Source organism: Roseburia hominis (assembly GCA_040702975.1).
Lineage (GTDB): Bacteria > Bacillota > Clostridia > Lachnospirales > Lachnospiraceae > Allocoprococcus > Allocoprococcus hominis_A.
In genome coordinates this window covers 3,329,343-3,356,214 of record CP159990.1, presented here as the reverse complement: position 1 = coordinate 3,356,214, position 26,872 = coordinate 3,329,343, and the positions used below count along the sequence as shown (strand labels likewise).

The following is a 26,872-nucleotide window of genomic DNA, read 5'->3' as shown; positions in this document are numbered from 1 at the left end:
GACCATATCAGGTTAGAATATCTGGTATGGTCTGTTTTTTCTATTATATAATTAAAATTGTTTATTTTTAGATATGTAGGAGGCGATACGGATGAAACGATATGGTTATATACGTGTGTCAACAAAGGAACAGAATCCGGAACGGCAATGTATTGCATTGCAGGAGTATGACATTCCGAGAAAAAATATTTATATGGATCAGATGTCGGGGAAGAATTTTAAGCGTCCACAGTATCATAAAGCAGCGGCAGGCGGAGGGAATCGCAGTGGCGAAGGCGAAAGGGGTAAGATTTGGTTGTCAGAAAAAAGAAATTCCTCATAATTTCAGAAAATATTTTGAAATGTGGGAGCAGGGGGAAATCTCGTCGCGCAAGGCGGCGAGTGCGCTGAACATGAGTCATACGACATTTTATAGGCGGTGCAGAGAACAAATACTGGAAAGAGAGGAAACAAAGAATTGTTATACTACGATGGCGAAGTGACAAAAATATAGGAGAGTGGCCGGCAGCAGGCGGAGGGAATCTGGAGAAAATCGCAATGGCAAAGGCGAAAGGGGGAGGAAACTGTAGGCTTTATCCATTATCTGCTTATTTATTGCGATAGTCCTTTGGGAGTTTCCCACTATATTCTTTAAATGCTGCTGTAAATCTGCTTTGGCTGTCATATCCCACACGTCTGGCAATTTCGGCAATGCTGAAGCTGGTTTCCCGAAGTAGTTTAGCCGCCTGTTCCATGCGGTGCTCTTTTATGTGGGCCGCAATGGAAGTTCCATAGACAGATTTAAACAAGGTTTTCAACGTGGTTGGGTTCATCAGATATTGTTTTGAAAGTGCTTCAATTGTGAATCTTTGCTCCATATGCTCTGTAAGCTGTTCATGGATTTCACGGATTATTTCTATCTGCTCAGAATGATATTCCGTCAAACGATTCTTAGCATCCAGCTTTAAAGTGTCAAGATACAGCAGGAGTTCCAGCACCTTTATTTTCTGATAGGCAAGCCGGAGCTGCTGTGGTTGATCGTAGAATCCGGAAAAAATTTTTTCGGTCTGCTCATTACCGGCAAGAGAGATGATGGAGCCGTTTTTGCAGAATTTATCGTACAAAAGTTCACCTGAAATCCCCGTTCCTAAGAGAAGTTCAGGCGGGTTGTCTGTAAGTGTTCTCAGATCAATGCTGATGGTAAGCCCTTCGTAAAATCCGTTAGGAAGGGACATGACGGAATCAGCGCAGGCCTTCAGGGTATGCAGGGAAAAATCGTTCTGACCGAGGTAGACGCTGTTTCCATTGCTCATTTTCCAGCCGATGCGCCCAAAGCGGCAGTAATTGATCTCAAGTATATGGTCCAGGGCGGCGTGATGCACAGAGAGGCTCTCTGCTGCCAGTGTGAAGCAGGATAATTCGATGCCGGGAAATAATTCAACTGCTTTGATATGCTCGAAGCCCCTGGATTTGGTAAAGGAATTTCTGATGTCGGCCAATTCATTTATCATTGTGATACCTTCCTTCATTTCTGATTATTTAGGGCAGGCAATCTCCATAACCTGTTCGATCATCTGATGGAGAAGCCGGCTTTGCGGCGTATCTGCCGCCCGGTAATAGACCTCTTTCCCCTCCCGGCGGCTGACGATCAGACCACTGTTGCGTAGCGGCCGGAGATGGTGGGATACTGCAGGGCTGGACATATCCAGCATAGCGGAAATATTGATCACGCATTCTTCGCAGTGGCACAGCAGAAAGAAAATACGGACTCTGGTAGTATCTCCAAGCTGTTTAAAGATTTCTGCAATTGTCTGGAAATCATCAATATTGCTTAGCTGTTCCCTTATAGCAGGTATTTCTTCTCCTTCTTTATGATGGTGCGGTATCATGTAATTTCCTCCGTTTTCGCCCAATTAGAAATGCTTTTCGCCCATTTGGCAGGGTATGCCCGGGGAGCATTGACTTTCTGTTTCTGGCTGTATTATACTGCAATCACAATGATTAAACAAGTGCTTAATCATAAAATTCTAAAATATATTTAACAAGGAGGAGTCATTCTTATGAAAAAGACTTACAAAATTGAAGTAGACTGTGCAAACTGTGCAAATCTGATGGAGGATGCAGCCCGCAAGACTAACGGCGTGCAGAACGCTACGGTGAATTTCATGACGCAGAAGATGATTGTGGAGTTTGACGAAGGAAAAGAGCCGAAAGCGGTTATGGAGGATGTTCTGAAAGCCTGCAAGAAGGTTGAGCCGGATTGCGAAATTTTCCTTTGATTTCAAAACGATAGTATGAGAGAGGGGCATCCCTAAAAATGCATTTCGGCAGTTTCGGGGGTGCCTTTCCTGACAAGAAACAAATAAATAATTACTTAATTATTGAAAGGAGATAATCATGCAGGAAGTTATTATCAATGCGTTGCTTGTTGTTGTGATTGCAACGGCGGCTGTATTTCTTTTTATTGTGGGAAGGAGCGAGAGCGGCAGGATGACCAGGAAGCAGAAGAAAATGCTGGTTCGCATCCTGGTTTCTGCGGCACTGCTTCTGGTGCTTCAATCCATCTCTGCGGAAACTTTTAATCAAATTGACGGATATCTGTTTCCCTCTGCAGGACGTCTGTTACGTCTCGTATGTTACCTGGTCGATTACTTTATCATTGGGTATGACATCTTAAGAAAAGCCATAAAGGGTATTTTGAACAAGCAGGTGTTCGACGAGAATTTCCTGATGGCAGTTGCGACCATTGGCGCTATGGCACTTGCCATTTATGAAAATGGCGAATATCTGGAAGCCATTGCCGTTATGCTGTTTTATCAGGTGGGAGAGTGGTTTCAGGGGTATGCGGTGGGAAAAAGCCGTCGGAATATCAGTGCTTTGATGGACATACGCCCTGATTACGCCAATGTAGAGCGTGAGGGAAGGCTTGAGCAGGTTGACCCTGACGAAGTTGGCATAGGAAGTGTCATCGTGGTTCAGCCGGGAGAAAAGGTGCCGATTGACGGCATCGTTGTAAATGGTTCTTCCAGCCTGAATACCAGTGCACTGACGGGGGAGAGCCTGCCGCGGGAAGTAAAAGCTGGTGATGAGATTATCAGCGGCTGTATCAATATGACAGGCGTTTTGAAGATTCAGACTACAAAAGAATTTGGGGAATCTACGGTATCTAAGATCTTGGATCTGGTGGAGAATGCAAGCTCCAGAAAGTCCAAATCAGAAGATTTCATCTCGAAATTTGCCAGGATTTATACGCCGGCAGTATGTTACAGTGCTTTAGCGCTGGCTATCCTGCCGCCTGTGATTCGAATGTTCTTTATGGGTATTCCTGCGGATTGGAGCGTTTGGATTTACAGGGCATTGACCTTCCTTGTTATCAGCTGTCCGTGTGCGCTTGTGATCAGTATTCCTTTAAGCTTCTTTGCAGGAATCGGCGGGGCGAGCCAGGAGGGTGTTCTGGTAAAGGGCTCCAATTATCTGGAGATTTTATCACAGACCCGGTATGTTGTGTTTGATAAGACCGGAACTCTGACACAGGGCGTTTTTGAGGTCAACGGAATCCATCACAATGAGATGGATGCCAAAAAGCTGGTGGAATATGCCGCGCTGGCAGAAAGCGCGTCTTCTCATCCAATCAGTAAGAGTCTGCAGCGGGCTTATGGAAAGGAACCGGACCGTACCCGTGTCAGCGATATTCAGGAGATCAGCGGAAATGGTATCATTGCGAAAGTGGATGGTATGGAGGTTGCCGCCGGTAACGCTAAACTGATGAAACATTTGAAGATTCGGTACATTGACTGTCATCAGACCGGAACGATTATCCATATGGCAATAGATGGAAAGTATGCGGGACATATTGTGATCTCTGATATTGTAAAGCCTCATTCCAAAGATGCTATTTCTGCATTGAAGACATCAGGTGTGGAAAAAACAGTGATGTTGACAGGAGATGCGAAAAAGGTGGCTGACCAGGTGGCATCTTCCCTTGGTATTGATGAGGTATACAGCGAGCTGCTTCCGGCAGACAAAGTAGCCAAAGTGGAAGAACTTCTGCGGATGAAGACAGGTAAAGCGAAATTGGCCTTTGTAGGTGATGGGATTAATGATGCCCCTGTACTGTCCCGTGCAGACATTGGTATTGCTATGGGAGCTATGGGTTCTGATGCGGCTATTGAAGCGGCAGACATTGTGCTGATGGATGATGACCCGATGAAAATATCGAAAGCGATTCGGATTTCCAGAAAATGCCTACGGATCGTTTATCAGAATATCGTACTGGCTTTGGGCGTTAAGTTTGCCTGCCTGATATTGGGTGCTGTGGGTATTGCCAATATGTATCTGGCTATTTTTGCAGATGTGGGCGTCATGATTCTGGCAGTCTTGAATGCAATCCGCTGTCTGTTTGTGAAAAAATTGTAAGGGAGGAGGGGCCATGCAGATGGAAAGTTTCGGAGTTCTATTCTCTAGTTTTTGCAGAAACAGTATCTGCCATTTTTGAGGGATTCATTTATCGTGTAGCCACAAAGGAAGAATCATGGTATACTTGCAATATAAGCGAAGTGGTAGAAGTTAAACGTTAGTAATTAGAAGCGCAATTTGGAGGTGCTGTATATGAAAAGGGCAAGTCACTTAACTGTGATTCTTTGTGGATTATGTGCAGTAATTTGGACAGTTAGAGCCATACTTGAAGTTTTCTATCAAACATATAACTATTCCGTTTTTGGGTTCGTGCTAAACGTGCTTTGTGCTGTGGTGTGGATTGGGGCATTTATTGTGAATCTTAAGAAATATCGTTCTAATCGAGATAAATGATAACTTTCAATTTATTAAAACGGAAAATACGAATTGATCAAATTCGCAATTTGGCAAGGAGAATAAATTTTGATCATGAAACAACCCTGGCTTACTTACGGCTTACGATTGAAAAGTTTGTATATTTGTGATATAGTAACGCTATCGGTATGTTGAAGAAAGAAACAGAGAAATTTAAGAGATTCTTTTAAAAACATAAAATAGTGTTATTGAGGAGCTGATTTTTATGAAAAAGATTTTGATTATTTCAAGTAGTCCCAGAAAGAAGGGCAATTCACAATTGCTTTGTCAGGAATTTGCCAGAGGCGCGAGGGAAAGTGGACACAGTGTAGATTTAATCCGGTTGTCTGAAAAGAATATTGGTTTTTGCTATGCATGTGATGCGTGTATGCGTAATGGAGGAGAATGTGTACAGCATGACGATATGGCAGAAATATTGAAGCTATATCAGGAGGCGGATGTTCTTGTTCTTGCAACACCGGTATATTTTTATGGAATCAGTGCCCAGATGAAGACGTTTATCGACAGAACGTATCCAATCTGGCAGCATTTGGGGAAGAAAGAAGTCTATTATATTATTTCAGCCGGTCTTGGAAAAGATATTGTAGAACGTTCTCTTGGGGATTTGAATGGATTTGTGGAACATTTAGAGCAATATGAGATAAAAGGCCAGATTTACGCGACCGATGTTATGGATGCTGGACTAGTTTCAGATCAGCCAATCATGGATCAGGCATATCATATGGGAAAGAATGTATGATGATTAAAAGAATATGCAAAGGAGATACATACTATAGTTATAAATAATGAGTAACCCAAAGGGCGTCAACCGTAATAAAGTTGGTGCCTTTTGTTTTGTCCATTATGAAAAAAGGAAGTGATGAAAAAAAGGACGGCAGATGTCTGTCCGGTCGTAACACTTGGCCTTGTTTTTTATGCGTTGACTTTGGGCAGGTTTTTATTATGGAGTGTGATATGGCTTTGACTGATATGAAAGTAATTGAGATGGCTGGGAGGGGCGATTGAGTCTTTCTGCTGTTGAGGAAATCACAAATGAAGAAGTTGCAGTTGTGATTTAGAAAGGGAAAGGCTATAATATTAGAATAAAAGGATCAATGAAGCAGCGGCTGTGTCGGAGAGAGAGGTAGCAATATGGCAAGAACAGTAGGAATCGGCGTTCAGGATTTTCAAAAAATAATCAGCCGGAATATATTTTATGTAGATAAAACGGGATTTATTAAAGAATGGTGGGAATCTATGGACGACGTTACACTGATTACCCGGCCGCGGCGATTCGGAAAAACACTGACAATGAGCATGGTTGAACATTTTTTCTCAGTGGAATATGCGGACAGTGAACTTTTCAAGAATTTAGATATATGGAGAGAAGAGGAATATCAGAAATTGCAAGGCACTTATCCCGTGATTTCCTTAAGCTTTGCAGATATAAAAGAAGTGTCTTATGAGCAGGCGAGAAAGAAAATATGCGAGACGATCGTGGATTTATATAATAAATACGATTTTTTAGCAAAAGAGGACATACTGGGGGAAAAGGATAAAAAATATTATGCAGGGATATCCTCAGACAGTGATGATGCAGATATTTCCATATCTCTGCGAAGAATGTCAGATTATCTGTGCCGGTATTACGGAAAAAAGGTCATTATTCTTTTGGATGAATATGATACCCCGATGCAGGAAGCTTATGTAAACGGCTATTGGGAGAAGCTGACAGCTTTTACCCGTAGTCTGTTAGGTGCGGCTTTGAAAGGGAATCCTCATCTGGAGCGGGCAATCATGACGGGGATAACACGTGTAAGCAAGGAATCTGTTTTTTCGGATTTAAATAACCTGGAAGTGGTGACGACAACCTCGGATAAATATGAAGAGAGTTTTGGATTTACGGAAGAAGAAGTATTTTCTGCACTGGAAGAATATCATCTGGCAGATAAGAGAGAAGAAGTGAAAGGCTGGTATGATGGTTTTGTCTTTGGACACAAGGGAGACATCTATAATCCATGGTCGATTATCAACTACCTGGATAAGAAGCAGTTCGCGCCTTATTGGGCGAATACGAGCAGCAACAATCTTGTGGGAAAAGTGATTCGGGAAGGCACAAGGCAGATGAAAGAGTCTTTTGGACAGTTGCTGGATGGCGGAAGTATTTTGTCAGAGATTGACGAGCAGATCGTGTATAATCAGTTGGATCTGGATGAGGCTGCAATATGGAGTCTTCTTCTTGCCAGCGGATATCTTAAAGTAAGAGACCATAAAGTGGAACAGAGGCCATATCGGGAATGGAGACAGATATATGAATTAGAAATCACAAATTATGAAACCCTGGTCATGTTCCGCAGTATGGTGCGGGGATGGTTCGCCTCATCGGCTTCAAATTATAACGATTTTATAAAAGCGCTTTTGCAGGATGACTTGAAGGCGATGAATATTTATATGAACCGCGTGACAAAAACAACATTCAGTTATTTTGACAGTGGCGATAAACCATCTCGGGAAAGTGAGCCGGAGCGTTTTTATCATGGGTTTGTACTGGGGCTTGTGGTGGCGCTGGAGGACCGCTATGTCATTACATCGAATCGGGAAAGCGGATTTGGAAGATATGATGTGATGTTGGAGCCGAGAAATATGCAGGACCCTGGAATTATTATGGAATTCAAGGTGCAGGATACGGAGGATGAAAAGGAACTGGAAGATTCTGTGAAAGCGGCGCTGCTGCAGATTGAGAGGAGAGAATATGCTGCCGCTCTGGAAGCAAAGGGGATATCGGCCGAAAGAATCAGAAAATACGGCTTCGCTTTCCGGGGTAAAAAGGTATTGATTGGCAAATAGGATTGCGTAAGAAATTTTTTCTGGTATTTACAGAAAAGATTTGGTAGAATAGAGAAAAAAGAAGGGAGGGGCATAGTTATGAAGATGATTATGGCAATTTTACACAAGGACGACGAGATACAGACAATCGAGGAATTGAATGAGGCAGGTTTCTTTGTGACGAAATTATCCACAACAGGAGGGTTTCTGAAAGGAAAGAACACCACTATCATGATCGTAGCGGATACGGAAAAGGTTCCGCAGGCGATGGAAATCATCAAGAAGAATTCCGGCGAAAGAAAGACGATCACCTATGCCAATCCGGCTTTGATCTCAGGCCACGGAAGTATGAACGCGGCCCCGTCTGTACCGATCAACATTCAGGTAGGCGGCAGCACGGTATTTGTTATGAACGTAGAGCAGATGGAGAAATATTAAGGGCAATGCATTTAATTATATTTAGTTTTACGGAGAAGGGGAGTGCGCTTAGCGCACTCCTCAAACAACATCTTCCGGAGCCTTTATATACCTGTGAAGGCTATACCATAGAGCGGTGCGCCAAAAAATACGGCCTGCAGCCCCAGCCGGAAAACATCAGGGAATATATTGGAACTATCTGGGGAAAAGCTGCGATTCTTTTCATTGGAGCAGCGGGAATCGCAGTGCGGATGATCGCGCCGTATGTCCGGGATAAATTTACGGATTCTGCGGTTGTTGTGACAGATGAAATGGGTCGGTTCGTGGTCCCAATCTTGTCCGGCCATGTGGGGGGCGCCGTGGAGATCGCAAAAGCTGTGGCCGGGTGTACGGGTGGGACGGCGGTGCTTACGACGGCGACGGACGTACAGGGGCGTTTTGCTGTGGACGTGTTTGCGAAGAAGAACCAGTTGATTCTCACGGACCGCAGGTGTGCCAAAGAGATATCGGCGGCTCTGCTGGAAGGAAAAGAGGTCGGGCTGTTCAGCAAGTGGAAGATTGCGGGAGACGTGCCGGAGGGCGTGAGAATTTGCGGCAAAATGGAAGAGCTGGACGACTATGAATATGGAATCGTGATTCCTGACTCTGAAAAGGGAAGAGACGGGGCAAAGAGCATTTCCATGAGACGGAGGTTAAATCTGCTCCCTGGGGGAATCGTGGTCGGAATCGGATGTAGAAAGGGACTTGAGGCGTCCGGGATTCTGGAGGGAGTCGGCATGACACTTGCGGGGCTTGGAATTCGCAGAGAGCAGATTGCGGCATTTGCAAGTATTGACCTGAAAAAAGAGGAGCAGGGAATCCGGAAGACGGCGGAAGAATATCAGGTTCCGTTTCTGACCTTTACGGCGGAAGCCCTTAGAAGTACGGGAGAAGTCAGCCAGGGTTCCGACTTTGTGGAGAAGATCACAGGGGTGGATAATGTGTGTGAGAGAGCTGTCAGGTATGTTTGCGGCGAGGAAGGAGAGCTGCTGCTTGATAAGACCTGCCTGAAAGGAATGACGATCGCGGTGGGAAGGAAGAAAATTAGTCTGGTATTTTAGATGTCAAATATATTAAAGGTATAAAAGGCACAGATAGAAGTGGTAGAGAGATGAACGGGAAACAGATTTTAATTTTTGCAGGTACGACAGAAGGAAGAAAATTAGCGGAATGGTTCAGTAAAAGTTTTGGAGGGAAGCCTTCTGGGGTGAAAGAACCGTCCGATAGACCCCCGCAGGAAGGCCCAAGGGAAAAGAAACCGGAAATGCCTGTTGGTGAAAATAAGGTAATCGTCAGCACCGCTACCGAATATGGAAAGGTATGCCTTGGCGACCTGGAGGGCGTTCAGATTCTGACCGGGAGGCTGAATGTTCAGGAGATGGAAACGCTGCTGAAAGAGAAAATAATCGATCTGGTGGTGGACGCCACGCATCCATTTGCAACGGAAGTAACGAAAAATATCAAAACTGCCTGTCAAAGGGCGGATGTCCCGTATCTCAGATGTCTGAGGGAAAAGATGGATTGTCTGACAGCGGAGAATGCGGGAATTGTCCGGGTGGATTCGGTGGAACAGGCTGCAAAGTATCTGAAAACGGTGGGGGGAAATATTCTGATCACGACCGGAAGCAAGGAGTTGTGGAAATATACGGAAATTCCCGATTATAAAGAACGCTGTTTTGCCCGGGTCCTTTCGACCATGGAGGCGGTAGCGGAAAGCGAGAGGCTTGGATTTGAAGGAAAGCATCTGATCGCCATGCAGGGCCCCTTCTCGCGGGAAATGAATGAGGCTATTCTGCGTCATACAAATGCAGGATTTTTTGTCACGAAGGAATCCGGAAAGGCAGGCGGATTCGAGGAGAAATTGGAGGCGGCGAGGGCTTTGGGGGTGACACTGGTCGTGATTGGGAGACCAAAAGAAGAGGGAATGAGCCTTGATGAAGTATATGAGTATGTGAGAAAATGGATTATGGGGAATTGGGAAAGAACAAGCGAAAACAAAAAATGCCTAACCTGTCGGCAAACAGGCTAGGCGGTGTCTTTTAGGGCATTATACCAACGCTTGGGAGCATTCACTTTTGGAGGTGGACACTGTCCGTTCGAGAGACATCTGTTACAGCAGATGCCTTCCTTTGCATTCAACATAACATAATCATGACAGAAATTCAAGTAGATCGAGAGCTATTTTGACCATTGAGTTATATTTTATTATTTACAGGAGGGCGGTATGAAGGAAAAAGGTCTGCTGCACATTTACTGTGGGGATGGCAAGGGAAAGACCACGGCAGCTACCGGGCTTGCGATCCGGGCGGCGGGGAGTGGACTTACGGTGCTCTTTGCCCGTTTCCTGAAAAATGAGAATTCGGGCGAGCTAAGTATTCTTGACCGGATTCCGGAGATTGAAGTGATTCATCTGGAAAAGAGTTTCGGTTTTTTCCGCACGTTAAACGTGGCGGAGCAGGAGGAATGTATCCGGGTCTATCGAAAGCTTTGGGAAAATGTAGTTCAGAAGATTCAGAGCGGCGGCTATGATATGCTGGTGCTGGACGAATTTGCCGCGGCCTATTCCTATGGCATGATCGGGCAGGCGGAGGCGCTTACTTTTTTTAAGCAGCGCCCAGAAAATCTGGAGGTCGTACTGACCGGGAGAAATCCGGCCCCGGAGCTTATAGAGATTGCCGATTATGTCTCTGAGGTGCAAAAAAGAAAACACCCCTTTGATCAGGGGATCCGGGCAAGAAGAGGGATTGAGTTTTAATTGCAGAAAGGAGAAGTGTAAGATGGGGAAAAAGGCGATATTGGTGGTGAGTTTTGGAACCAGTTATCTGGATACGCTAAAGAAGACGATTACGGCGATTGAGCATGAGATTGCAGAGGAATTTCCCACGTATCAGGTCTATCGGGCATTTACCAGCCAGATGATCTTAAATAAACTGAAAAAACAAAACGGGCTTTGTTTCCTGAATGTGAGGGAGGCTATGGAGCAGATGCGCTCCGACGGGATTCAGAGTGTGATCATTCAGCCGACTCATGTGATCAACGGAATCGAGTATGACGGTATGATGCAGGATATCAGCGGATATGAACAGGATTTCGAGAGTATCCGGGTAGGGAAACCGCTTCTGAGCAGTGTCAGAGATTATAAACAGGCGGTACACGCCGTGATGGAGAGCGTGGAGCTTGAGCCGGACGAGGCGCTGATCCTGATGGGCCACGGAACGGAGCACCATGCCAATTCCGCCTATCCGACATTGGAATATACCTTCCATCTTCTGGGATACCATCAGGTGCTTGTGGGAACGGTGGAAGGCTTTCCGGAGCTGCAAGATGTGCTTGCGAGAATGGAAATCGCCGGACTTAAGAAGGTAACGCTGCTCCCCTTCATGGTAGTGGCAGGCGACCACGCCAATAATGATATGGCGGGGGAGGACAACTCCTGGAAGCAGACGATGAAGGATGCCGGGTATGAGGTCCGGACATTGATTCGCGGACTGGGTGAAAATCCTGCCATTCGGAGCATGTTCGTACAGCATGTGCGCGAAGCGATGTGATGTGAAAGGTAAATGAGAGAAACATATAAAAAGCACGAAATGTTGCAGCGACATTTTTGCTGACATGGGCAGCGTAAGGTATACAGTGAGGAAAATCAGGAGGAGGAAATGGATACAAAGGTATTATTAATAGAAGACGATGCGGCGATTGTGGAGAACCTGACGGAATTCCTCAAGGGAGAAGGCTTTTTGGTTACCGCCGTGGACGGGCAGCAGAAGGCGCTTAGGAAGCTTATGGAGGAACCGGTGCAGCTCGTACTTTTGGACGTGACCCTGGCAGAGGGGAATGGGTACAGTACCTGCACGGCTATCAAGCTGAAATATGATATTCCGGTCATTTTCCTAACGGCGCTGGGAGATGAATTCTCCGTAGTGACGGGACTGGATATGGGCGCAGACGATTATGTCAGCAAGCCTTTCAGGCCCCGGGAACTGGTGTCCCGTATGCGCTCAGTCCTCAGAAGGACGGGAAAAGCGACGCATATCGTGCAGATCCGGGACTTAAGCGTAGATGTGGAAAAAGGAGTGATCACAAGAGGCGAGCAGGAGATTTTCCTATCGGCCCTGGAATACCGCCTGTTCCTGGTGTTCCTGAATAACCGGGGGAGAATCCTCTCCCGGACGCAGTTATTGGAGGAGATCTGGGATATTGCGGGAGAGTTCGTCAACGATAATACGCTGACTGTTTACATCAAGCGGCTGCGGGAGAAGATTGAGCATGATGCGCAGAATCCTGAGATTATCCGCACGGTGCGCGGACTGGGATATCGAATGGAGGCGTAGCAAGGTGGAACTGTCTGACAGGAAATACAGTGTGTTATCACGGAGATACCGAATGGAGGCGTAGCGCGATGTGGATATTCAGAAATAGAGAGATAAAACGCCAGATTGGAATTCTTGCTCTGGGAACTGCATTTTGCGTAGTGGCAGGGGCGCTGTGCGCGAGGGAAAATGCTGCCTGGGCGGCAGGTTTTGCCCTCTTTTGCAGCCTGTTCTGGTGTGTGATTTATCTGCGGAAGGAGTATGTGCGCTACCGGGGAATGCGGCAGATGGCGGAGCAGATTGATGAGATTCTTCACGGCGAGGAGATTCTGGAGCTGGAGCATTTTAAGGAGGGTGACCTGGAGATTCTGCGGGACGAAGTACATAAGATGACGGTGAAATTGAAAGAACAGACCGAGCAGCTTCGAAGGGACAAGACTGCTCTTGCCGACGCGCTGGCAGACATTTCCCACCAGATTCGCACGCCCTTGACAGCTTTAAGCCTCCTGCTGGCGCGGCTTGCGAGTATGGAAATGGCGGAAGATGCGGCCGGAAGGAAGAGACTGATCCGGGAGGCAAGGCAGATGCTTGATAAGATCGAGTGGCTGGTGACGGCGCTGCTTAAGATGTCCAAATTGGACGCCGGAGCGATTGTGCTTAACAAGGAACAGATCTTGCTGCCGGAATTTTTGGAGGAGGTCCGGAAACCATTTGAAATCACCATGGACGTTCATGAGAAGAGCTGGCTTGTCACAGGTGCAGAGGGCAAATCCTTCTGCGGAGATTATGCATGGACGCTGGAGGCGGTGCAGAATGTGGTGAAAAATGGTCTGGAATATACCCCGGACGGGGGAAAACTCGTGGTGAGCTGTGCGGAGAACCCGCTGTATACGGAAATCCGGATCACGGATTCCGGGAAAGGAATTCCATCGGAGGATATGCCGCATCTGTTTGAGCGGTTCTATAGAGGAAAAAATGCGGGGCAGGGCAGCTTTGGAATCGGGCTTGCACTGGCGCAGATGATCCTTTCCAGGGAGAATGCGGTGATTCAGGCGCAGAATGCCCCGGAGGGAGGCGGACAGTTCCGAATCCGGTTCTATAAAATGGTGTTGTAATCATACCCAGAGGGCACCCCGTATGGCCATTCGGCCGTTTCACAAGGTATAGAGAAAGATGGGTGGCAGCCTGCGGGCTGCCATTTTGTAACATGGGGCAGCTGTTTATGCAGCGATATATTGTGTGCTGCCTTGTATTGCCAGCCATACCTATGTAAGCATGTTATTTATAAAATAACAGAAATGTGACAGAATTGTTATAAATAAGTCACGGCAGGGTCACGGTGAAGGATTATACTTACCGTAACAAAGAGAAGAATAAGGAGGTTCGATATGGAAATATTACGGGTGGAAGACCTTTGCAAGACCTATGGAGAAGGAGAAAATGCGGTTCATGCGCTGGATCATGTGTCATTTGAGGTGGAGCGCGGAGAATTTGTGGCGATCGTAGGCTCCTCCGGCTCCGGAAAATCTACGCTTTTGCATTTGATCGGAGGGGTGGACTATCCGACTTCCGGAAAGGTGCGGGTAGGAGGAGTGGACGTATATGCACAGAACGAGGAGGAGCTGGCTATTTTCCGAAGAAGGCAGGTGGGACTTATCTACCAGTTCTACAACCTGATTCCGGTGCTGAATGTGCGGGAAAATATGTCCCTTCCGGTACTGATGGACGGAAGAAAAGTGAATGAAAAACGAATGGAAGAACTGCTCACACTTCTGAAGCTGAAAAAGCGGGAGAAGCATCTGCCAAACCAGCTCTCAGGAGGCCAGCAGCAGAGAGTCTCCATCGGGCGGGCTCTTCTCAACGCCCCGGCGCTCCTTCTCGCTGACGAGCCTACTGGAAATCTGGATTCGGAGAACAGCAAGGAGATCATGGAGCTTCTCAGGTACTCCAACGCTATTTACCATCAGACGGTGATCGTCATTACCCACGATGAAAATATTGCGCTGCAGGCGGATCGTGTCATTGCCCTTGAGGACGGCAAGATTGTGAAAGATGAGGTGATCCGCAGATGAACATTTTCTCAAAGATTACTGCAAGAACAATGAAGCTAAGCAGGACCCGCACGATTGTGACGATCATTGGCGTGATTCTCTCCACTGCGATGATCACGGCAGTCGCGACCTTTGGCACCAGCTTTCAGAAATTTCTGGTGGACTTTAGTATTTCCCGTGACGGCGACTGGTATGTGGCGACAAAACAGATTGCCGGAAAAAGAGCGGACGAATTGGAAAGCAGAGAAGAGGTGCAAAGCGCCGCCGAAGTGAAAATTCTGGGATTTGCCCTGTTTGAACCGGCAAGAGAAGCCTCCCCTGAGATGCCGTATTTGTATGTGCGCTCTTTGTCTGAGCAGGGGCTTGCGATGCTCCCGGTGGATCTGGAAGCAGGAAGAATGCCGGAAAATGGCGAGGAGATCGTAATTCCTTCCTTTTTGCAGGCAAATCTGAAGCAGGAAGAGAGGCTTCAGATAGGAGATGCCTTAACACTGGAGCTTGGAGAGCGAAGCCTTAATGGGGAACGGCTGGGTCAGGACATGGAGTATGTGGGGGAGGGGTCAGAGGAAGGAACCGAGACATTTACCCCAAATACGACGAAAACGTTTCAGGTAGTCGGCATTTATAACAGCTGGACGGACGTTTCCTACTGGGGAGCGGGTTATGACGTGCTTGCCGGACCGACAGAAGAGGAGACCGGGTATGTGGACCTCTTCCTGAAACTGAAAACTCCCCGGAAGGTGTATGATTTTGTAGAAGAGAATCTTAACAATCCGGGCGATGTCTATATGTATAATAGCAGCCTGCTACGATGGCTCGGCGTGGCGGATAACGACAATCTGTCGACGGTGCTGGGGGGCCTTCTGGCGATTCTTGTGGGCGTCATCATGGCAGGGTCGATCACACTGATCTACAATGCGTTTTCCATTTCCCTCCGGGAGAGAACGGTGCAGTTCGGACTTTTGGCGTCGATCGGAGCGACGAAGAAGCAGCTCCGCAGTTCTATGAGATATGAAGCCTTTTTCGTAAGTGCGGTCGGAATTCCGCTTGGAATTCTGTCAGGCGTAGGAGGAATCGGCGTAACGCTTCATTATATAGGAAGTGCGCTGACGAACTGGGTTCAGGGCACCAAAAAGGGGATTCCGCTCTATGTGCCCTGGTGGAGCGTGCTTGCGGCGGCGTTTATTGCATTCGTGACGGTAATGATCTCGGTCTGGATTCCCTCGCGCAGGATACGGAAAATTTCTCCGATGGACGCGATCCGCGCGAATCAGGATATCCGGATCAGGACCAAAGAAATAAAGACCGGAGCCTGGGTACAGAGGCTGTTTGGCATGGAGGGCATGATGGCCCAGAAGAACTATAAACGGGACAGGAGGAAATACCGGGCGACCGTGGTTTCTCTGACGATGAGCATAGTACTGTTCACGACGGCGGCTCTCTTTAATACGTATCTGGTCGCAACGGGGGCATTTGTGCTCACGGCGCCCGAGATCGATCTGGAATATGTCATTTATGATGATGTAAAAGGAAACGAAGGCAAGGCGGACGAAGTGATCCGTCAGGTGGACGACGTGACGTCCGTTTATAAATACTATATTGCATCGTTTGAAATATTGATACCCGAGGAATGGACGGAGTCGGAGACATTGTCTGTATATACACAGAGCGTCGATTCGGTGGAAGAGGGAATGGTCCCGGTAATGACGACCGCGATAATTCTGGAAGATTCCGATTTTGAGAAGTTTGCAAAAGAGCAGGGCGTGAATGTGCGGGCATATGATTCGGCGGAGCATTTACCATTTTTGTATCTGGATCAGGGAAAAGTGTTCAATACGGAGACGGAACGCTATGAAAAGACCAGCATTTTCCCGGTTAAGCCGGAGGGGGCGTTGGATTCCGGCGTGATAGATTTTGGAGAGGAAGGAGATCATTCTGAATTCGTGAAAGGGCAGCCGGTGGAGCTGCGTGATGCGGTGACGAGCCTTCCGGAAACGATGGCCGGCTATGAGGGGCGCGTGCTGATTCTCACCAAAAAGAGTCTTTTTGATAAATTTGAAGACGTATTTGAGGAAATCAATGTGAACGCAAAATATAGTATTCAGTGTGAAAATGCCGCCGAGACCTTCAGCAAGCTGGAGAAAAAACTTAATGAGAGCGGACTGGAAGAAGCAGGCTATCTGGAGAATCTCACGGAGCAGTATGAGACGGATAAAAATACGATGGCAGCGGTCAAGGTGCTGACTTATGGATTTATTGTTCTGATCTCCCTCATCGCAGTGGCAAATGTGTTTAACACGATTTCCACGAACCTGATGCTCAGGAGGAAGGAATTCGCCATGATGCGGTCGATGGGAATGTCCCCGAAGGGATTTCGCCGTATGATGAATTATGAATGCCTGATCTATGGCGTGCGGGCGATCATTTACGGAGTGGTGTTTACCATACTGATCAGCCTCGGCATACGCCAGTCGATCGGGGCTGGAGCCGACGTGGAGTTTCTGATTCCGTGGGGATACCTGGCCGTGGCGGTGGTCGGCGTGTTCGTGGTGGTATTTCTCACCATGCTCTATACCATGCGGGTGATCAAGAAGAATAATATTGTGGAAGAACTGAAAATGAATTAGTTGTGGAATGACGGGAAATCGTCTATACTCTTAGGTAATGGGGTATAGGCGATTTTTTAGAAGAGGAGATTAGTGGAATATGAGAGCGACAATTTTGGTAGATAATATTTCAAGTGGAGAGCTTTGCGGGGAGTGGGGCCTTAGCGTTTATATCGAGTATCAGGGGAAGAATATTCTGCTGGATACGGGCGCGTCGACGCTGTTTCTGAAAAACGCCAAAATGCTTGGAAAAGATATGGAAAATGTGGACTTTGCAGTGCTATCCCACGCGCATTATGACCATGCAGATGGAATGCAGGACTTTTTTTCCTGTAATCAAAAAGCCAGTTTTTATCTGCGGGAGGGGTGTGCGGAGAATTGCTATATGAAGAGGTGGATCTTCCACAAATATATAGGTCTGCCGAAAGGAATACTGGAAGAAAATAAAGAGAGGATCGTTTTTGTGCGCGGTGACCGGACGCTTTGCCCGGGAGTGACACTCGTTCCGCATAAAACAGCGGGCTTAGAGAAAGTAGGAAGAAAAAATCATATGTATGTCAAGACGAAAAATGGCTGGAGGGCAGACGATTTCTCGCACGAGCAGAGTCTGGTCCTTGAGACTCAAAAGGGGCTGGTGATTTTCAACAGTTGCTCTCACGGTGGGGCGGACCATATTATTCAGGAGGTGCAAAAGACCTATCCGGGACAGAAAATTTATGCGTTGGTGGGGGGATTTCACATTTATGATAAATCGGAGGAGGAGATTCGCGGATTGGCGAGGAATATCCGGGATACCGGAATTTGTGAGATCTATACCGGACATTGCACGGGCGGACGCGGGTATCATGTGATGAAAGATGAGTTGGGGGATATGGTGCATCGGCTTAAGGTGGGGCTGGTGATAGAGGCGTAAAGAATTTGATGAAAGTATGGACGATATATAAAAAAATGAGTATAATTATATCAAGAAAATGATATGAAAGGGTGAAGAAAATGATTATCAAGGCTTCAGCAACATTACGGAACGACTATGCTTCCATTTCTAAGCTTGCGAGAAAAACCAGTGAACCCATCTATATAACAAAAAATGGGGAGGGTGACGGCGTATTTATGAGCATTGAAGCTTTTGAAAAAAGAGAACAGGCGTTGGAACTTCGTGCAAAAATCATACAGGCAGAAGAGGAACGCTTAAGCGGGGCAAAGACAAGAAGTATATCCGAAGCAAGAAGGGAATTGAGAGAACGTGCAGGAACACTATAAAGTAGAGATTCTTCCTACTGCATGGGAAGATTTGAAGAAGATTGAAGACTATTATTTGCTTCGATTTGGTGTGGAATCTGCTATGAAAGTTACAGAGTGTATTTTGAATAGTATTGAGCGCTTGGAAGAGTTTCCTGATTCGGGCTCTCTGACACCGGATAAGTGGTTGAATAAACAAGGTTATCGTATGGTGATATGGCAGAGATTTGTAAGATTGAAAAATATTGTAGTTGCTAAGCATACCTAAATGGTAATATAAATTGATGGGCAGGAATCAGAGGAGATAAGATGGCAGAAGCGATAGAACTGGTGAGACCAAAAGAATCGTTGGAACAAGAAATTATGGATTTCAGAGCCGCATTCCTAGGTGTGGGAGAAAAAACGATTAACGGTAGCCGTGGTCTGCATCATTTTGAAAGCTATCAGGAATGGCTGCAGCGGGTGAAAGAGTGCGAGAGGCCGGACAATGAACTTCTTGGGGTACAAACGACTCTCGATTGGAAATTCCAGCGTTGATGCTTGACTGTGATGCACAAAATACAGGTTCCGAAAAAGTAATCATGAAGTGCGGCGGAATGTTGGAAAAGGAAGAAATCGCTCACTATCATGGGGAAGAAATTTGTAACCGGATATTTTGGATTCGTCTTGCCAAGAGGCAATGAACACAGCAGGGGCTGGAGGCATAGGAAATGAAGTTAGTATATAAGGGCAAATTTAATGGCGACCCGGAGGCGCTTCCGCATGGAGAACATAAACCGGGAGCGGTGAAGTTTAAGGAATGCGAGAACGCGAAAACTTTGGCAATGCTGGCAAATGGGATTGCTGTCGTTATTATAATTCTGCTGTTCATAGTGCTTTTTTTGCGGGCTGGTCTTCGGGCATTCAGTTTGTGGGGGTGTCTGGCTGCGTATGTCGCCTTGTTTCCGCATGAGTTTTTGCACGCGATCTGTTTCAAAGAAGAAGTATATTTGTATACATATTGGAGCCAGGGAATACTGTTCGTAGTAGGACCGGAGGATATGAGTAAGGGAAGATTTGTTTTCATGTCGCTGCTTCCAAATCTGGTGTTTGGGGCGATTCCTTTTGTGATTTTTCTGGCGTTCCCACAATACACATTTTTGGGAACCTTAGGGGCATTGGCGATCGGTATGGGAGCTGGGGATTACTATAATGTCTTTAATGCCCTGACGCAGATGCCGAAAGGGGCGAGGACCTATTTGTATCAGTTCAATTCTTACTGGTATATACCGGAAGCAGGGGGAAAATAAAAATGATTTGTGATGGAAAATGGTAATGCGGTTTGGTTTGTGGATTGGAGGAAGAAAATATGGGTATCTATTTAAATCCAAATAACTGGGGATTTAAGGAATCAGTTAATTCTGAGATATATGTGGATAGTAGGGAGTAAGACCATGGAAAACAGTCGGATCAGTTGACCGGAATGGCTCTTGAAAGTTTTAATATATTAAAAAAATTTGGGCAGGGTTTCTTTAAATAAAGAAGAAATCCTGCCCTTATCAATCCTCCAGATTTCTAAATAAACGGCATAAATCTGATACTTTTGTAGGTGATTTTGTATATTAAGAACAGTGAAAAAAGTAAAATTATGAAATATGATACTAAGTCAAAATACCGGTATCAGAATATTTATGTAAAGGAGGAGAAACATATGCGAAAAACGAGCAGGGTCGTGACGATAATATTGTTATGTACAATGCTGATCGCAATGCCGGTATCGGCCAAGGAGGATTTGACTAAGGAGAATCCGACCTGGGAACCGGAAATCTCGGTATCGACAGATAAGTCTGTATATTCGAAGAATGAAAATATTACAGAAACTGTCACAATAACCTCTCCGGAAGAATGCTCTCTCAAAGGCGTGGAAATCAGAGTACAGATTCCGGAAAATTATATCACGGAGAACGGAAAAGAAGCCCCGGAAGAGTGGGTATCTGCTGTGCCGAATATAGCAGCCGGAGCTACGTCAGAGACAAAGGTCGTATTTTACGGGAAAAATGCAGGTCAGAACGGCGGGCAGAGTACGGACAAGGATAAGAAAGATATGCACAATACTTCTGCCGGAAACAAAGGAACGCCGGGCACCGGAGATTCCAGTAACATGGCAATCTGGATTTGTCTCATCGTAGTAAGTACAGCGGTTATTATCATGCTGATTAAAAAGAAAAAAGGAAGAAAAATATTTGCCATTCTTTTGTCAGTCATCACAGCGGGTGCGATCGTGCAGAACGGCGGACTTTATGTCAAGGCGGCAGAGCACGGAAATGAAAAGAGCGTCACAGTGTCAAAAGATATCACGGTGGAAAACAAAAAAACAGCCTTGACCGTCAAGGTGACTTACAAAACAGAGCCGGCAGAAAATCCCGGGAAGGGGGAGGACAAATTGTCCTATGAAGGTTATGAATTAAAATGGCAGGACGAGTTTAACGGAACTGCTCTTAACAGAGAAGACTGGAATGTAGAATTACACGACCCAGGCTGGGTAAACGCAGAGTGGCAGGAATACGTGGATTCTGAGGAAAATATCTATCTGAAAGATGGAAAGTTGGTATTGAGACCGATCAGGAATGTGGATCAAAATGGAAATGCAACCTACACATCAGGGCGTATCAACACTCAGAATAAGCAGAATTTTAAATATGGCATTTTTGAGGCAAGGGTCAAAGTGCCGGAAGGCAAAGGGTATCTCCCGGCATTTTGGCTGATGGCTGCGGATGAGAATCAGTATGGCCAATGGCCGAGATGCGGTGAAATCGATATTATGGAGGTGCATGGCAGTAATACGACGAAATCCTATGGTACGATCCATTACGGCAATCCTCATAAAGAGAGTCAGGGAACCATGACTCTAAGTGAAGGCAGCTTTTCAGAAGAGTATCATACATTTGCCGTGGAATGGCTGCCCGGAAAAATCACCTGGTATGTGGACGGGACTCCGATTCATACAGAAAGTGACTGGTATTCCAGAACAGAGGGACAAGGTGAGATCACATATCCGGCTCCATTTGATCAGGAGTTTTATGTGATTTTAAATCTGGCAGTCGGCGGAAGCTGGGTCGGATATCCGGATGAAACAACGGATTTCGAGAATGCAGCGTACGAGGTTGATTATGTAAGAGTATATCAGAAGGACAGTTATGACGAAAATGTGACCAAGCCGGATAAAGAAGTAATCCTCAGAGATCCGGATGAAAATGGAAACTATGTTATCAATGGTGATTTTGCAGAAGCAGAAGATTTGACAGATGATGAGGACTGGAAGTTCCTTACAGCGCTTGAAGGAGATGCAGAGGCTAAGATTGCAGATCAAAAGATTACTATCTGCACGACCAATAGCGGGACGGTAGATTATAGTGTACAGCTCGTACAGCCGAATCTTCCGATGAAAAAGGGAGGGACTTATGAACTTTCCTTTGACGCATGGGCAGATGAAGCAAGAACCATGAAGGTAGGACTTACGGCACCGGATAATGGCTATGTGCGCTATATGGCAGACACATCAGTGGACCTGACGACCAAGAGGCAGACATATACCTATGAATTTACTATGACACAGGAAGACGATGCTAATGGCCGTCTCGAATTCAATCTGGGAAATGCCGGGTCTATAGCAGATGTCAGTATCACAAATGTAACACTTAAGAAGATTTCACAGGTTGACATTTCAGAAGAGGAAAAGACAGTATTAGCAGATGGAAATCATGTATATAATGGCAGCTTCCAAGAGGGTACCGGTCATTTGGGATACTGGGACATTAAGTCAGAGCATGCAGTGATTGGTGTGACTGACCTTAAGGATGGAAGAAGATTAAAGGTAGTAGCAGCGGAAGGGACAACGGCTGAAAATCCAATCATTATCTCGCAGAGTGGACTGGCTCTATCGGCAGATACCGGTTATGCACTGAGCTTTACAGCACAGGGAGACGCCGGTACAAAGGTGCAGGCAGCTGCGGCAGGAAATACCTTTACAGCGGGGCTTTCCGGTGAGAATACTGCATATAACTATAAATTTGAACAGAAAAATGGAGAAAATGATATTGTTTTTACAATCAGTGAGCCGGGAACCTATTATTTAGATAAAGTGCGTATTGTTGAAGATACTTTGATTAAAAACGGTAGCTTTAATGCCGGGCTTGCAGGTTATGAGGCATATATAGATGGTTCTGCGGATGCATCATGTGTCGTAGATAGCCTGACAGAAGACAATGCGGTGGACTTTACGATCAGCAATACGGGAGACCAGGCATGGAAGATTCAGTTGAAGCAGAACAATGTTGAACTGGAAAAAGATCAATGGTACAGACTGACTCTGGACGCAAAATCAAGTATTGCCAGAAAACTGATGTTTGCGATTCAAAGAGACGGAAGTTCGGACGATGACTGGACACCTTACTCGGGCGAGAAGATTGTAGATTTGACGAATGATTACCAGACATATGATATTGAATTCCAGATGAAAAATGAAACAGATCTGAAATCTATATTGAGTATTTCTATGGGGGCAGTAGGCGGCACACAGATTACGACTCGACATAGAATCTGTATTGACAATATCAGTTTGGAAAAAATTGAGGCTCCTGAGATTGAAGAGAAACCAATTGGTGAAAATATGTTAATGAATCCGGATTTTTCCAGCGGAATTGAAGGTTGGGAAAGCGCCGTTACAGCTCCTGGAGAAGCGGCAGCAACGTTTGAAAATAATAAAGCAGTTTATAATATTACGAACGTGGGAACTGCAGACTGGAATGTACAGCTTAAGCAGAGCAGTATCACTCTGGAGCAGGGAAGCCGTTATAAAGTAGCATTTAAAGCACATTCGACAGAGTCAAGGACAATCAAACTGGCGATGCTGACTGCCGCCTATGACTGGTATGGTGGAGCGGATATTGAGCTGAAAGCCGGCGAAGAACAAGAGGTGACATGTGAGTTTGTCGTAGATAAAACTACGGATAACGATATAACTATGGTAATCTCTATGGGTATCATTGATGGGGTTGAGACACCGCTGTCAACCATTAGTTTGTCGGATTTTTCGCTGGTAAAGCTTTCATAACCGCCTTGCAATGAAAGGTGTGGAGAATAAGTTTCTCTGGACAGGTGGGCTTTGTATGTTGTAGTATACTTAAAAGGGTAGAAGCGAAGAGTTGGAAGAATGCTGGGATATAATATGTACCTTTTATCAATCAGGAAGGTGTTGCAGGAAGTGGGAATCGAGACGATATGATATATAATATATGTTTTATCTGACGATTGAGCATAAAATGCGACGGGTAGCAGGTGCGTAATATATGTTTTAGCTGACTAAGGAGAAAGTATATGAATTATCAGGATGAATGGCTGCGTTTTGAAGCAGGGGACGATATTGATGAGATGGAACACAGACAGCCTACGGAGGAATTCTTGTTTTACCGTGCAGTAGCAAACGGAGATGTTGATGCGGTAAGGCGGAACTGCGAGATGGGAAGATTCGTGGAAAGCGACGGAGTGGGTGTTTTGTCACGGAATCCTGTGACGAACCTGAAATACCACTTTGTGATCACAACAGCTATGATCACGCGTATTTGCCGGCAAAATGGTATGGAGCTGGAACAGGCATTTCGTCTCAGTGATTTCTACATTCAGAAGCTGGATGATATTCATACAGTGCAGGAAGTGCAGGGACTACATGATGCGATGGTGATAGATTATACGGAGAAGATGCGCAGATACCTTCGAAAGGATACGAACTCTAAGCATATTAACGCCTGCAAGGAGTATATTTATTCTCACATAAAGGAACGGATTACAATTGAAGATCTGGCAGATGAGTATGGAGTATCGGCAAGCTATCTTTCACGTTTGTTTAAAAAAGAGACGGGAACTTCCGTGAGTGCATATATACGAGAACAGAAAATAGAAGTCGCGAAGAATTTGCTTCGGTTCAGCGACTATTCTATGATTGAGATTGCGAACCGATTGTCGTTTTCCTCTCAAAGCCATTTTATTCAGCAGTTTCGGGAGTCGGTCGGCATGACGCCGAAAAAATACCGGGAAAAGAATTATATGATCCAGTGGGATACAGAAATACCCACTGAATCCAATCATGAGTAAACAAGAAGGAGACAGAGTTTTTTATCTGTCTCCTTTTTGTAGTTTTGTTAGAGAACAAGGGTAATTTCGTTTTCTTCTTCTAAAAGCTCCGCGGGGATATAATTGTCAGGAAGCTCGTTCTTGTTAAGGGTAAGCCTTGTGAAACCTGATTCCTTTCCGTCCGGGTTTTCGATCAGAATATGGAGTTGTTTTCCGCGGAAGCTCTTATCGATTTCAAGCCGTTTCCAGTTTCTCGGAATAGCGGGAGCAAGCCGGAGGCCACCCAGATCAGGACGGATACCCAGGATTCCTTCCACACATCCTACCATAACAGTAGAAGCAGTTCCGGTCAGCCAATGTACATGGGAACGGCCAAAGTGTTCACTGGCCTTGCCTTCTGTGAACTGCCCATAAGAGTAAGGCTCCAGGCGGCGGATCTCAGCCCGGTCATTCTGGGCGGCAGGTGCATTTTCCATAAAGTAGGTAAAGGCCCGATCCCCATGTCCACATAGAGCTTCCGCCAGAATAAGCCATCCCTGAGACTGGGAAAATACGCCGGCATTTTCTTTTGTTCCCTGATTATAGATCACGGTCAAAGCGCCATCAAAAGCGTGCGCGTGATATGGCGGGTCCATCAGAATTGCGCCGTATGCGGTATTCAGGCGTTCGTAAACAAGATGGAGTATGGTATCTGCCTGTTCTTTTGTGGCGAGCTTACTGATAATAGCCCAGCTCTGCGGATTTAGCCACATGTTCGCCTCAGCATCTTCGGCGGCACCGATTCGTTCACCGTTTTCCGTATAGCCGCGAATAAACCGATCGTTGTCCCAACATAGTTTTTGTATAAGCTCGCGGGTCTCGGGCAGCTTCTCATTCAGATATTCGACATAATCCGTATCCTGTTTATGTTCGGCGAATTTCCTGAGAATAAGCATTGCATAATAAAACTGCATTGCTACAAAAGAGGATTCCCCCGCGGCTCCAAGGCGGAGACAGTCATTCCAGTCGGCATAAAGACCCGCCGGCATGCCATGAGGACCCAGGTGATTCAGAGAGAATGAAATGGCACGTTTCAGGTGTTCATAAACGCTGCCCTCGTCCTTGTTCGCAAAAGGAATGATTTCGTCAAGAAACGCTGTATTTCCCGTTTCGGCAATGTATTTGTAAACGGTGGGAAAGAGCCACAGCGCATCGTCTGCACGGTAGGCCGGATGCCCTGTCTCCTGAACGTAGGAAGCATCGTCCGGAGTGTCTTCATGTCCCGGATCGTGTGTGAATTTTACAAGTGGAAGTCCGCCGCCGTTATCTACCTGGGCAGAGAGCATAAAACGGATCTTCTCCTCGGCCATTTCCGGTGCAAGATGAATGATTCCCTGGATATCCTGTACAGTGTCGCGGTATCCGTAACCGTTTCGCAGTCCGCAGTAGATAAAGGAGGCGGCCCGCGACCAGATAAAGGTTATAAAGCAGTTGTATGCATTCCATATATTGAGCATGGTGTTGAATTCCGGGCTGGGGGTTTTGACCTGCAGTTTATTGAACTTTTGATCCCAGTCCGTTTTTAGTGCGGCTATTTCCTGATGTACTGCCTGACATGGGTCAGTGTAAGCGCGGATCAGCAGATCTGCTTCGGCAGAGGAGGCGGCGCCTAGAAGGAAGGCAATGGTCTTTGTCTCGCCCGGCAGCAGTGTCATACGGCAGGAGAGAGCGCCGCAGGAGTTCTCGTTATAGCTGTTTATATTACCGAGATTTCCAGAGGCGACACCCCGGGGGTTCCCATATCCGTGATAGCTTCCGAGAAAATGCTCTTTATCTCCACAGTATGAGGAAACGTCCGCTCCTGCAAGTCCAAAGAAACGTTCGGTCACATTCTTGTTATCGACCTGCTGTTCTTTTGCGAGAGCATCAAGATTGCCGTGGATTTTTTGTATCATGCGGTTTTTCTCGAACAGCGTCCGGGATATGAAGAGCGAATACTGCAAATTCACCTGATCCTGTTCGTAGTTACTGTGGTTTGTGAACTCTGCATAGCCGGTCAAAGTAAGCTCTCTTGCCCTTTCAGAGCGGTTCGTGACAGAAAGAGCCCATACTTCGCAGGATTTTCCAAGAGGAATATAGTAGTATGCCTCAGAGTGAATTTTACTGTAATCTGAAGACATTTTTGTATAGCCGATACCGTGGCGGCACTCATTTTTATAGCTGTCCAGTCCTTTCCCAACCGGCTGCCAGGAGGCAGACCAGTAATCTTCAGATTCGTTATCTCTGATATAAATATAACGTCCGGGCTGGTCAAAGTTATTGAAAACATAGCGCAAGATTCGGCCGTTTGCACCGGATTTTGCAAAACTATATCCTCCTGCATTATTGGAAATGATGGCGCCGTATTCGGGGGAGCCCAGGTAATTTACCCAGGGAGAAGGCGTATCCGGCCGCTCGATTACATATTCTCTGTTTTTGTCATCAAAATATCCATATTTCATATTATTCC

The 26,872-nt window shown here is 46.1% G+C and carries 23 protein-coding genes and 1 pseudogene; 21 read left to right on the top strand and 3 right to left on the bottom strand.

Annotated elements, in window-relative coordinates:
• The first annotated feature begins 91 nt into the window (after positions 1 to 91).
• Positions 92 to 482: pseudogene (locus ABXS75_15510) on the top strand (recombinase family protein).
• Between the two features lie 105 nt (positions 483 to 587).
• On the opposite strand, the gene ABXS75_15505 reads toward ABXS75_15510, so the two are convergent.
• Entirely contained in the window at positions 588 to 1,490 is a 903-nt protein-coding gene (locus tag ABXS75_15505; protein XCP84451.1) for a helix-turn-helix transcriptional regulator, read from the bottom strand.
• A gap of 24 nt (positions 1,491 to 1,514) precedes the next feature.
• Positions 1,515 to 1,868: a metalloregulator ArsR/SmtB family transcription factor gene (locus ABXS75_15500; GenBank protein XCP84450.1), complete on the bottom strand. Its 354-nt coding sequence runs from the start codon at positions 1,866 to 1,868 to the stop codon at positions 1,515 to 1,517.
• Positions 1,869 to 2,039: 171 nt separating this feature from the next.
• Here ABXS75_15500 and ABXS75_15495 point away from each other — a divergent pair, with 171 nt between their 5' ends.
• From ABXS75_15495 to ABXS75_15400, 20 genes are all read left to right on the top strand, one after another.
• Complete coding sequence (locus ABXS75_15495; GenBank protein XCP84449.1) at positions 2,040 to 2,258, top strand: cation transporter; 219 nt, start codon at positions 2,040 to 2,042, stop codon at positions 2,256 to 2,258.
• Positions 2,259 to 2,469: 211 nt separating this feature from the next.
• Positions 2,470 to 4,395, top strand: coding sequence for a heavy metal translocating P-type ATPase (locus ABXS75_15490; protein XCP87173.1), 1,926 nt, complete (start codon positions 2,470 to 2,472; stop codon positions 4,393 to 4,395).
• A gap of 619 nt (positions 4,396 to 5,014) precedes the next feature.
• A complete protein-coding gene (locus ABXS75_15485) occupies positions 5,015 to 5,548 on the top strand; it encodes a flavodoxin family protein (GenBank protein ID XCP84448.1) in 534 nt (177 codons plus the stop codon).
• Between the two features lie 392 nt (positions 5,549 to 5,940).
• Positions 5,941 to 7,635, top strand: a complete 1,695-nt coding sequence (locus ABXS75_15480) for an AAA family ATPase (GenBank protein XCP84447.1) — start codon at positions 5,941 to 5,943, stop codon at positions 7,633 to 7,635.
• Between the two features lie 78 nt (positions 7,636 to 7,713).
• The gene (locus ABXS75_15475) at positions 7,714 to 8,052 is read left to right on the top strand and encodes a cyclic-di-AMP receptor (protein XCP84446.1); all 339 of its coding nucleotides are present in this window, start codon (positions 7,714 to 7,716) and stop codon (positions 8,050 to 8,052) included.
• A 5-nt stretch (positions 8,053 to 8,057) separates the two neighbouring features.
• On the top strand, positions 8,058 to 9,131 hold the full coding sequence (locus ABXS75_15470; protein ID XCP84445.1) for a cobalamin biosynthesis protein: 1,074 nt from the start codon (positions 8,058 to 8,060) through the stop codon (positions 9,129 to 9,131).
• A 50-nt stretch (positions 9,132 to 9,181) separates the two neighbouring features.
• A complete protein-coding gene (cobK, locus tag ABXS75_15465) occupies positions 9,182 to 10,099 on the top strand; it encodes a precorrin-6A reductase (GenBank protein XCP84444.1) in 918 nt (305 codons plus the stop codon).
• 195 nt (positions 10,100 to 10,294) lie between these two features.
• Positions 10,295 to 10,825: a cob(I)yrinic acid a,c-diamide adenosyltransferase gene (locus ABXS75_15460; GenBank protein ID XCP84443.1), complete on the top strand. Its 531-nt coding sequence runs from the start codon at positions 10,295 to 10,297 to the stop codon at positions 10,823 to 10,825.
• A 22-nt stretch (positions 10,826 to 10,847) separates the two neighbouring features.
• Positions 10,848 to 11,618: a sirohydrochlorin cobaltochelatase gene (locus ABXS75_15455; GenBank protein ID XCP84442.1), complete on the top strand. Its 771-nt coding sequence runs from the start codon at positions 10,848 to 10,850 to the stop codon at positions 11,616 to 11,618.
• A 108-nt stretch (positions 11,619 to 11,726) separates the two neighbouring features.
• Positions 11,727 to 12,401, top strand: coding sequence for a response regulator transcription factor (locus ABXS75_15450; protein XCP84441.1), 675 nt, complete (start codon positions 11,727 to 11,729; stop codon positions 12,399 to 12,401).
• A 68-nt stretch (positions 12,402 to 12,469) separates the two neighbouring features.
• A complete protein-coding gene (locus ABXS75_15445) occupies positions 12,470 to 13,495 on the top strand; it encodes a HAMP domain-containing sensor histidine kinase (protein ID XCP84440.1) in 1,026 nt (341 codons plus the stop codon).
• Between the two features lie 273 nt (positions 13,496 to 13,768).
• The gene (locus tag ABXS75_15440; protein XCP84439.1) at positions 13,769 to 14,452 is read left to right on the top strand and encodes an ABC transporter ATP-binding protein; all 684 of its coding nucleotides are present in this window, start codon (positions 13,769 to 13,771) and stop codon (positions 14,450 to 14,452) included.
• Entirely contained in the window at positions 14,449 to 17,058 is a 2,610-nt protein-coding gene (locus ABXS75_15435) for an ABC transporter permease (GenBank protein ID XCP84438.1), read from the top strand. The genes ABXS75_15440 and ABXS75_15435 overlap by 4 nt, the downstream gene beginning before the upstream one ends.
• Positions 17,059 to 17,137: 79 nt before the next feature.
• On the top strand, positions 17,138 to 17,950 hold the full coding sequence (locus ABXS75_15430) for an MBL fold metallo-hydrolase (protein ID XCP84437.1): 813 nt from the start codon (positions 17,138 to 17,140) through the stop codon (positions 17,948 to 17,950).
• Between the two features lie 80 nt (positions 17,951 to 18,030).
• Positions 18,031 to 18,297, top strand: a complete 267-nt coding sequence (locus ABXS75_15425; protein XCP84436.1) for a type II toxin-antitoxin system Phd/YefM family antitoxin — start codon at positions 18,031 to 18,033, stop codon at positions 18,295 to 18,297.
• Positions 18,281 to 18,544: a type II toxin-antitoxin system RelE/ParE family toxin gene (locus ABXS75_15420; protein ID XCP84435.1), complete on the top strand. Its 264-nt coding sequence runs from the start codon at positions 18,281 to 18,283 to the stop codon at positions 18,542 to 18,544. The genes ABXS75_15425 and ABXS75_15420 overlap by 17 nt, the downstream gene beginning before the upstream one ends.
• A gap of 41 nt (positions 18,545 to 18,585) precedes the next feature.
• Complete coding sequence (locus ABXS75_15415; GenBank protein ID XCP84434.1) at positions 18,586 to 18,813, top strand: hypothetical protein; 228 nt, start codon at positions 18,586 to 18,588, stop codon at positions 18,811 to 18,813.
• A gap of 173 nt (positions 18,814 to 18,986) precedes the next feature.
• Entirely contained in the window at positions 18,987 to 19,565 is a 579-nt protein-coding gene (locus ABXS75_15410; protein ID XCP84433.1) for a metalloprotease family protein, read from the top strand.
• Between the two features lie 401 nt (positions 19,566 to 19,966).
• Positions 19,967 to 23,368, top strand: coding sequence for a carbohydrate binding domain-containing protein (locus tag ABXS75_15405; GenBank protein ID XCP84432.1), 3,402 nt, complete (start codon positions 19,967 to 19,969; stop codon positions 23,366 to 23,368).
• Between the two features lie 263 nt (positions 23,369 to 23,631).
• Positions 23,632 to 24,405 carry a helix-turn-helix transcriptional regulator gene (locus ABXS75_15400; GenBank protein XCP84431.1) on the top strand — a complete coding sequence of 258 codons (774 nt, stop codon included), beginning with the start codon at positions 23,632 to 23,634 and terminating at the stop codon, positions 24,403 to 24,405.
• Positions 24,406 to 24,452: 47 nt separating this feature from the next.
• Here ABXS75_15400 and ABXS75_15395 read toward each other — a convergent pair whose 3' ends face one another.
• Positions 24,453 to 26,864 (bottom strand): N,N'-diacetylchitobiose phosphorylase, encoded by a 2,412-nt coding sequence (locus tag ABXS75_15395; protein ID XCP84430.1) that lies wholly within the window; start codon positions 26,862 to 26,864, stop codon positions 24,453 to 24,455.
• Positions 26,865 to 26,872: the final 8 nt, after the last annotated feature.